General features: G+C 63.9%; 11 protein-coding genes and 1 pseudogene. 7 read left to right on the forward strand and 5 right to left on the reverse strand.

Going from position 1 to position 8,165, the window contains the following annotated elements:
• Together AAG799_RS21260 and fabA are read right to left on the reverse strand one after the other, a co-directional pair.
• Positions 1–368: beta-ketoacyl synthase N-terminal-like domain-containing protein (locus tag AAG799_RS21260; protein ID WP_341898997.1), on the reverse strand; the 368-nt coding region annotated here is incomplete at its 3' end.
• 114 nt (positions 369–482) lie between these two features.
• Positions 483–1,007 (reverse strand): bifunctional 3-hydroxydecanoyl-ACP dehydratase/trans-2-decenoyl-ACP isomerase, encoded by a 525-nt coding sequence (fabA, locus tag AAG799_RS21265; RefSeq protein ID WP_341898998.1) that lies wholly within the window; start codon positions 1,005–1,007, stop codon positions 483–485.
• 255 nt (positions 1,008–1,262) lie between these two features.
• Between fabA and irrA the strand changes: the two genes are divergently transcribed.
• From irrA to AAG799_RS21300, 7 genes are all read left to right on the forward strand, one after another.
• On the forward strand, positions 1,263–1,718 hold the full coding sequence (gene irrA, locus AAG799_RS21270) for an iron response transcriptional regulator IrrA (protein WP_341899000.1): 456 nt from the start codon (positions 1,263–1,265) through the stop codon (positions 1,716–1,718).
• Between the two features lie 202 nt (positions 1,719–1,920).
• Positions 1,921–2,340: a rubrerythrin family protein gene (locus AAG799_RS21275; protein WP_341899001.1), complete on the forward strand. Its 420-nt coding sequence runs from the start codon at positions 1,921–1,923 to the stop codon at positions 2,338–2,340.
• A gap of 92 nt (positions 2,341–2,432) precedes the next feature.
• Positions 2,433–3,797, forward strand: a complete 1,365-nt coding sequence (locus AAG799_RS21280) for a heterodisulfide reductase-related iron-sulfur binding cluster (RefSeq protein WP_341899003.1) — start codon at positions 2,433–2,435, stop codon at positions 3,795–3,797.
• 45 nt (positions 3,798–3,842) lie between these two features.
• Positions 3,843–4,433, forward strand: a complete 591-nt coding sequence (locus tag AAG799_RS21285; RefSeq protein ID WP_341899004.1) for a DUF3501 family protein — start codon at positions 3,843–3,845, stop codon at positions 4,431–4,433.
• A 114-nt stretch (positions 4,434–4,547) separates the two neighbouring features.
• Positions 4,548–5,156 carry a pyridoxamine 5'-phosphate oxidase family protein gene (locus tag AAG799_RS21290; RefSeq protein WP_341899005.1) on the forward strand — a complete coding sequence of 203 codons (609 nt, stop codon included), beginning with the start codon at positions 4,548–4,550 and terminating at the stop codon, positions 5,154–5,156.
• A 10-nt stretch (positions 5,157–5,166) separates the two neighbouring features.
• Positions 5,167–5,580, forward strand: a complete 414-nt coding sequence (locus AAG799_RS21295; protein WP_341899006.1) for a VOC family protein — start codon at positions 5,167–5,169, stop codon at positions 5,578–5,580.
• 11 nt (positions 5,581–5,591) lie between these two features.
• The gene (locus AAG799_RS21300) at positions 5,592–6,260 is read left to right on the forward strand and encodes a glutathione S-transferase family protein (RefSeq protein ID WP_341899007.1); all 669 of its coding nucleotides are present in this window, start codon (positions 5,592–5,594) and stop codon (positions 6,258–6,260) included.
• Here AAG799_RS21300 and AAG799_RS21305 read toward each other — a convergent pair.
• The 3 genes and pseudogenes from AAG799_RS21305 to AAG799_RS21315 form a co-directional block, all read right to left on the reverse strand.
• Complete coding sequence (locus tag AAG799_RS21305; RefSeq protein ID WP_341899009.1) at positions 6,257–6,772, reverse strand: group III truncated hemoglobin; 516 nt, start codon at positions 6,770–6,772, stop codon at positions 6,257–6,259. The genes AAG799_RS21300 and AAG799_RS21305 overlap by 4 nt on opposite strands.
• 66 nt (positions 6,773–6,838) lie before the next feature.
• Positions 6,839–7,447: an SH3 domain-containing protein gene (locus AAG799_RS21310; RefSeq protein WP_341899011.1), complete on the reverse strand. Its 609-nt coding sequence runs from the start codon at positions 7,445–7,447 to the stop codon at positions 6,839–6,841.
• Positions 7,448–7,560: 113 nt separating this feature from the next.
• Positions 7,561–8,165: pseudogene (locus AAG799_RS21315) on the reverse strand (cobyrinic acid a,c-diamide synthase); the annotation flags it as partial.

Here is an 8,165-nt window from a genome sequence, read left to right on the forward strand (position 1 = left end):
CCCTTCTCGCGGGTGATGTCGGCTGAGGCCACCAGGTTGCGCGTCGAGGCGCCACCGGAGCCGACGATCAGCCCGGTGCGCGGGTTGATGATGTCGCCGGCTTCAAGCCCGCTATCGGCGATCGCCTGTTCCATGGCGAGATAGGCATAGGCGGCGCCATCGCCCATGAAGCGCTTCTGGCGCCGGTCGATGGCGGCTTCCAGGTCGATCTTCACCGTGCCATGCACCTGGCTGCGGAAATTCAGCTTGGCATATTCATCGGCAAACACGATGCCGGAGCGGCCGGCCTTGAGGCTGTCGGCAACTTCCTCGGCATTGTTGCCAATGGAAGAGGTGATGCCGAGACCGGTGACGACGACGCGACGCATGGGCGTGAGACTCCTCAAATGCGGGCCGGATCCTATGGCCGGGCCACAACAATCATAGTGCAAGAACCATTACAGTTCGCGGCCAGCAGGTTTTTTCGATCAGGCCGCGGCCATTTACGCAGCAGCGGGGGCCATGCCTTCAGGGAATACGCCGACGCGCATGTCCTTGCATTCATAGGCGGGCTTGCCGTCGATAAACATGGTGCCGTCAGCGATCGCGATGCCGAACTTGCGCATCAGCACCCGCTTGATATCGATCTTGAAGGTGATCTTCTTGGCAGCCGGCGTCACCATGTCGGAGAATTTCACCTCGCCGACACTCAGCGCGCGGCCCTTGCCGGGCGCCTTCATCCAGCCGAGGAAAAAGCCGACCAGCTGCCACATGGCATCGAGCCCCAGGCAACCCGGCATGATCGGGTCATTCTCGAAATGGCAGGGGAAGAACCACAGGTTGGGCTTGATGTCGAGTTCGGCCTCGATCTCGCCCTTGCCGTATTTGCCGCCCTCGCTGACGATCTTCACGATGCGGTCGAGCATCAGCATCGGCGGCAGCGGCAGACGGGCATTGCCCTCGCCGAACAGCGTGCCATGCGCGCAAGCCAGCAAATCCTCGTAGCTGTAACTGTTCTTCCGTTCCACGGTCGTGAAATCCTCAACCCGTCTGGCGCCGCCGGAACATCCGGGCGGGCGCGATCCTCCATGGCGAATTCCGCTAAGTCGCGGGCCTACCATCGCCTTCCGGGGACAATGTAGTGATCCGGGGGCCAGCCGCAACAGTTTCGTTGCATCTTGTTACAATAGCGCGATCACTTTGCCGGCCGCTCTGCAATCCGGGCTGGCCGCATGGGTCAAGCAGTTGTGATTGCAAGCAGATTCGGCCCAGATGACATTCCTGTGGCCGTCTGTGCCGGCGTGCTATATATCGAATATATGGTCAAGTCGGTTGAACCCCGCTTCGAAGCTGCCGCCGAGCAGCTCCGTGTCGCTGGTCTGCGCACCACGCGGCAGCGTCTGGTGCTGGCTGAAATCCTGTTCGGCCAGGGGCATCGCCATGTCACCGCCGAAAGCCTGTTCACCGAGGCTGCCGAGCGCGGCGCCCGGCTTTCGCTCGCCACCGTCTATAACTGCCTGCACCAGTTCACCGCTGCCGGTCTGCTGCGCATGGTGACGGTGGATGCCGGCCGGGCCTATTTCGATACCAACCTGTCGGCGCATCACCATTTCTATTACGAGCGCAGCGGCGAATTGCGCGACATCCCGGAAGCCGAAATCGCCGTGGCCAGACTGCCGGCCGCACCGCCAGGCGCCAAGATCGCCCGCGTGGATGTCATCCTCCGCCTTGAGGACTGATAGCTGCGATCCATTCGCAGATTTTAGAATCATTCTAACGTAGCTTGACTGATCGTCGCGCCGGTTCATAATCCTCCGCGTTCCGAATCTCTGTCCCGCTGCTCCCCGCCCCGCTGATCTGGGTATGGCAGTCCGGGGGCCAGAACAGGACATGCCGCTGCCGGGCCCCATCCGGTGGCGCGGCCAACAAGGAGGACCAGCAATGCCTGCACTCAAGAACACCAAGACCCATGGCAACCTGAAGGAAGCCTTCGCCGGTGAAAGCCAGGCGAACCGCCGCTATCTGTATTTCGCCCAGAAGGCCGATGTTGAAGGCTACAACGACGTCGCCGCCGTGTTCCGTTCGACCGCCGAAGGCGAGACCGGCCATGCCCATGGCCATCTCGAATTCATGGCCGAAGTGGGCGACCCGGCCACCGATCTGCCGATCGGCCCGACCGCGTCCAACCTGAAGGCTGCCGTTGCCGGTGAGACCCACGAATACACCGACATGTATCCCGGCATGGCGAAGACCGCCCGCGAGGAAGGCTTCGACGAGATCGCCGAATGGTTCGAAACGCTCGCCAAGGCTGAAAAGAGCCATGCCGGCCGTTTCCAGAAGGCCCTCGATACGCTCGGCTGAGTCCCCGTTACCGGTGACGTGACGATCCGGCGGACACGAAAGTGTCCGCCGGTCTCTCATGCGTTAGACGCACCCAAATTCTGGGGGACTGAATGCGCGAAGGCAGCCTGGACGCGCCGACCCGGCATCCGCTGGACTGGCAGAATCCTGATTTCTACGATCTGGAAAAGCTCGACGCCGAAATGCGGCGCGTGCTCGACATCTGCCACGGCTGCCGCCGTTGCTTCAATCTGTGCGACAGTTTCCCGCGCCTGTTCGATCTGGTCGATGCCTCGCCGACCGGCGAGCTGGATGAAGTCGACTCCAAGGATTTCAAGCCGATCGTAGATGCCTGCACGCTCTGCGACCTGTGCTACATGACCAAGTGCCCCTATGTGCCGCCGCACGAGTTCAATCTCGATTTCCCGCATCTGATGCTGCGCTACCGTGCCGCCGAGCGGCATCACGGCCACAAGGATGCGATCGGCGACCAGCTGTCGCAGACCGACCGCAACGGCAAGCTCGCCGGCCTGGTGGCGCCGATTGCCAACTGGGCATCGGAACGCGGCAATGCACTGACCCGCCCGGTGATGGAAGCCGTGGCCGACATCCATCGCGATGCCGAACTGCCGAAGTTCAACGCCAAAACCCTGGTGGCACGCGCGAAAGCCGAGCCGGCCGCGGTCAATGCAGAGGCTCCCGCGTTTGGAAAACGCAAGGCGGCGATCTATGCCACCTGCTTCGGCAACTACAACAATCCCGATATCGGCGTCGCGGCGCAGAAGATTCTGGCGCATAATGGTGTCGACCTGCGGGTCGATTATCCCGGCTGCTGCGGCATGCCGCGCCTGGAACAGGGCGATATCGAGGATGTGGCGAAAAAAGCCCGTGTGGTCGCGGAATTCTATGCGCCGCTGATCGACCAGGGCTACGACATCGTGGCGCTGGTGCCGTCCTGCGCGCTGATGCTGAAATTCGAATGGCCGCTGATTCTGCCCAACGATCCGCTGGTGAAGAAGCTGGCGCAGGCGACCTTCGATATCTCCGAATACATCGTCGACATCGCCAAGAAGGATGGCCTTGCCCCGGGGCTTAAGCCGCTGGCCGGTGGCGTCACCCTGCATCTGGCCTGTCATGCGCGGGCGCAGAATATGGGCGCCAAGGCCACCGAGCTGATGAAGCTGATCCCCGAGATGAAGCCGGGCGAAGACCTGGCCGTGATCGAACGCTGCGCCGGCCATGGCGGCAGCTGGGGCGTGCGCAAGGAGTTCTTCGAAATCGGCATGAAGGTGGGCAAGCCGGTGGCGCGCACCGCGGTGAAGGAAGCCAAGGCGCATATCGCATCGGAATGCCCGCTCGCCGCCATCCATATCCGCCAGGGCATGGAGCGCGAAGGCAAGGATAAAGAGGGCTTCACCCTGCCGGCCAAGGCCGATCATCCGGTCGAACTCTTCGCCAAGGCTTACGGCTTGATTTAAACGGTATCCGGTGACGGAGGGGCTTCCGGCACACAGGAGAGTATGATGAGTTTGAAGACCACGATCACCCGCGCCGATATTCTGCCGATGGACGAGTTCGTGAAGGTGCGCAAGGACAAGCGCACCGAGATCGTCGGCATCAAGAAGCACCGCCGTGTCGGCGTTGGCCCCTTCTGCACCTTCTATTTCGAGAATTACGCCACCATGTGGTGGCAGATTCACGAAATGCTGTTCATCGAAAAGGGCGGCGAGGATCAGATTGCCGACGAGCTGCATGCCTATGCGCCGCTGATCCCCAAGGGCAGCGAACTGGTCTGCACCTTCATGATCGAGGTGGATGATGGCGTGCGCCGTCCCGCCGTGCTGGCGCAGTTGACCAATATCGACCAGACGGTGGTGCTGGAATTCGGCAGCCATAAAGTGCGCGCCGTGCCGGAAGATGATGCCGAGCGCAACCGCGAGGACGGCAAGACCTCTTCGGTGCATTTCCTGCGTTTTCCCTTCACGCCGGAACAGGTCGCGGCGTTCAAGGCGCCCGGTACCCGCGTGCTGCTCGCCATCGAGCATCCCAATTACGGCCATATCGCCGTGATGCCGGACACCACGCGCGAGGCGCTGGCGCAGGACTTCGCTTAAAGCGCCGCCGTCCGGGCAGCGTTGCGTCAATAGGGACAATTTTCAGATTGGCCTGCGCCGCGTAAATCGTCATGCTGGGATCGCCCCCAGCTGAAGCTTTGCGCGGAGTCCGCCATGACCGTTCTTGCCACCGAAGCCGCCCTGCGCGACTGCTATGACCTGCCCAACGACACCGTGCAGCGGAAGATCATTCCGCGCCTCGACCAGCATGCCAGGGCCTTCATCGCGCTGTCGCCGTTTCTGACGCTATCGACCAGCGGGCCTGATGGCGCCGACTGTTCGCCGCGCGGCGATGCGCCGGGCTTCGTGCATGTGGAAAACGACAGCACCCTGCTGCTGCCCGACCGGCGCGGCAACAACCTGATCGACAGCCTGCGCAATGTGGTGCAGCACCCGCATGTCGGCCTGCTGTTCCTGGTGCCCGGTATCAACGAGACGCTGCGCGTCAACGGCACCGCCAAGGTGATCACCGATCCGGCACGGCTGGAACCGATGACGGCGCAGGGCAAGCTGCCCAGCTCGGCGCTGGAAATCACCGTGCGCGAGGTATTCTTCCACTGCGCCAAGGCGATGATGCGCTCGGATCTGTGGAACCCGGAAAAGCATGTGCCGCGCAGCAGTTTCCCCACGCTCGGCAAGGTGATCGCCGACCAGGTGGCGGGGCTGGAGGTCAAGGCCGTCGAGGCCGTGATCGAGGAAGGCTACAGGACGCGGCTGTATTAGGATTGCGGCCATGAGCGGGCAGACCACGAAGCCGGCCTCGGCCTTCCAGGCCATTCGCGCCATCGACTATACCGTCATCATCGTGCGCGACATGGCGGCAATGCGCCGCTTCTATGAAGACGTCATCGGCTTCCCGCTGCTCCGCGAATTGTCGCCGCGCTGGATCGAATACCAGGTGGGCAACAACACGCTGGCCCTGTCCATGCCGGGCCGCACGGCGGGCGACACGCCGGTGCCCGCAGGAACCGCGGCCCTGCAGCTCGCCTTCAAGGTGCCGGTCCAGGATGTGGATCGCTGCGCCGAGGAGTTGCTGCGCCAGGGCGTCAGCCTGCTCTCGCCGCCGACCGATCAGTCCTTTGGCCATCGCACGCTGTTCTTCCGCGATCCCGATGGCAATCTGCTGGAAGTGTTTGCCGATATCTAGTTGAGGGCGCGATGCCTGCCTATCGCCTGCATTATTTTCCGGAATCGGGCAACAGCTACAAGCTGGCGCTGATGCTCACGCTCTGCGGCCAGCGTTTCGAGCCGGTCTGGACCGATTTCGGCGGCGGCGTTACCCGCACACCGGCCTGGCGCGCCAGCGTGAATGCGATGGGCGAAATCCCGGTGCTGGAGGAGGATGGCGTCAAGCTGACCCAGACCGCGCCGATCCTGATGAAACTGGCCGAACACTACGGCAGGTTCGGCGGCGAGACGGCGGCCGAGAAATACGAGGTGCTGCGCTGGCTGTTCTGGGACAACCACAAGCTCACCGGTTATATGGCGACCTATCGCTTTCACCGCAGCTTCACGCCAAAGCCCAATCCGCAGGTGCTGACCTATTTCCGTCGCCGGCTGGACGATTTCCTCGGCATCCTGGAACAGCATGTGGCGTCATCGGCCTTCGCTGCCGGCGACCGTTTCACCGTGGCCGATATTTCGATGATGGCCTATCTGCATTTTCCGCCGGACGAGACCGGCTACGATTTCGCCGCCACGCATCCGGCGATCAGGTCATGGCTTGATCGCATCGCGGCACTGCCCGGCTGGCAATCGGCCTACGACCTGCTGCCGGGCCAGCGCCTGACGCATTACGCCAAGGACGCCGAACCGCTGCACGCCTAATCTTTCACCGGTTCGCTTCTGGCCGGCCCGAGCCAGTCCGGCATCTCGCCGCGATTGAAGCGGATGCCGAGCACGAAGGACTGCGCGATCTTTTCCGCGCGCGCGACGAACAGCGCGGCGGCATCAGGCGGGCAGATCTCGGCCACCGTGGCGCGGAACAGCGCCAGCCAGCGATCGAAATGCGGCTGGTCGAGCCGCGGCATGCCCTGTTCGCGGCGGTTGTGATCGAGCTTGAGATGGGCCTGCATCGGCCGGCCGGCATAGCGGCCGGTCATCAGCACCACCGAGGACCAGAAATCCACCATGTTGGCCAGATGCGTATCCCAGCGGTCGCCGATCGCGCCATTGAAGATCGGCCCGAGCAGGGCATCTTCGCGGATGCGGCCATAGAAGCTGTGCACCACGCGATGCACCATGGCCTCGTCGATGCCGACCTGCGCGCCGGGCGCCAATGCGGCGCGGCGGGCTTGCCTTTCGGCCAGGGTGGTGTCGGTTTCGTCCTGATGGGCCATGCTTGGCAAGATAGGGCAGCCGGGTCCGATTGATAGCGCGACCCCTTGCCGCAGGACTGTTGCGGCCTAGTCGAAGGTCTCGCTGGGATAGATGCCCCAGAGATGGGCACGCGGAATCCAGCCCCGCGTGCCGGCGATTTCCACCTGGCACCAGGCGACATCGGGGCATTTGCGCAGCCGTGCCTGCACGCCGGGCTCGGCGGTCAGCAGCACTTCGGTGGCGGTGTCGGCCTTTTTGTACAGCGACCGCACGCTGCCCTCGACGGTGGCATAGCGCTTGCCCGAGGTCAGGTTCTTGTGCACCCAGGTCTCGGTGCCGTCATGGTCGCGGATGCGGCGCCAGTATTCGTATTCGGCCACCACTTCCACCGGCAGGCCGCGACGCTGGTACTGCCAGGCAATCGGATAGCGCGAACCGGGGCCGGTGCGGGCATTCACCTTCTCGGAGGCGAGGCTGACAAAGCGCGGCAGCGGCAGGCCGGAATCGATGCCCTTGTCCGGGATCGTCGCCGGTGCCGTCTGGCTGGCGGCAACCGGGGCCGCCATGGCGGGCGCTGTGGTGACAGGGGCCGGGGTGGTTGCAACTGGGGTGAGCGGCGTCTTCTTCGCCTCGGCTGCCAGCAGCGGCGGGGCGATCAGGACCAGACTCAGACCAAGGACGACTCGCGACAACATGAAAGCGGTGACTAGCGCAGAACCGGCAAAGGAAGGGTTAAGACCGAATCGGTCGTCAGCAGGCGGATCGTAGCAGGGGCGAGTCAGCCTGCAAGGGCGCTCGCCGGACCGGCCTATTCCCGGTCGATCAGATGCAGGTAGCTGCCGAACACGCTGCCCTGGCGGCAGCCGGTGGGGCCGAGATCGGCCCCGGTGGCATCGGCGGCGGCAAACAGCGGCGGGGCGCCGGCGGCCTGACCCATCTGTACCGAATAATGGAATTCATGGCCGCGGAAGCGGCTGCCCTTGGGGCCGAGCGGCGTATCGGCCAGTGCGGCGATGCGGCGATAGCCGAGCTGGCGCTTGCGCATCTTGAAGCTGGTCGCGACCGGCAGCAGGCCGGCCATCTGGTGGCTGTGGCCTTCCGCATCGGTCAGGCTCTGGCCCAGCAGCATGAAGCCGCCGCATTCGCCATAGATCGCGGTCCCGCGCGCCGCGGCGGCTTTCAGGCTGCGCATCAGCGCCAGATTGCCGGCCAGCCGGCCGGCATGCAGTTCCGGATAGCCGCCGGGCAGGAACACCGCATCGGCATCGGCCTCGGGCACGCCGTCATGCAGCGGCGAGAAGAAGGTGAGTTCGGCGCCCTGCGCCCGCCAGCCCTGCAAAAGATGCGGATAGCAGAAGGCAAAGGCGGCATCGCGCGCCACCGAGATTTTCTGGCCCAGCGGCGGCAGCGGCT

This window comes from Ferrovibrio terrae (genome assembly GCF_943371255.1).
GTDB lineage: Bacteria > Pseudomonadota > Alphaproteobacteria > Ferrovibrionales > Ferrovibrionaceae > Ferrovibrio > Ferrovibrio terrae_B.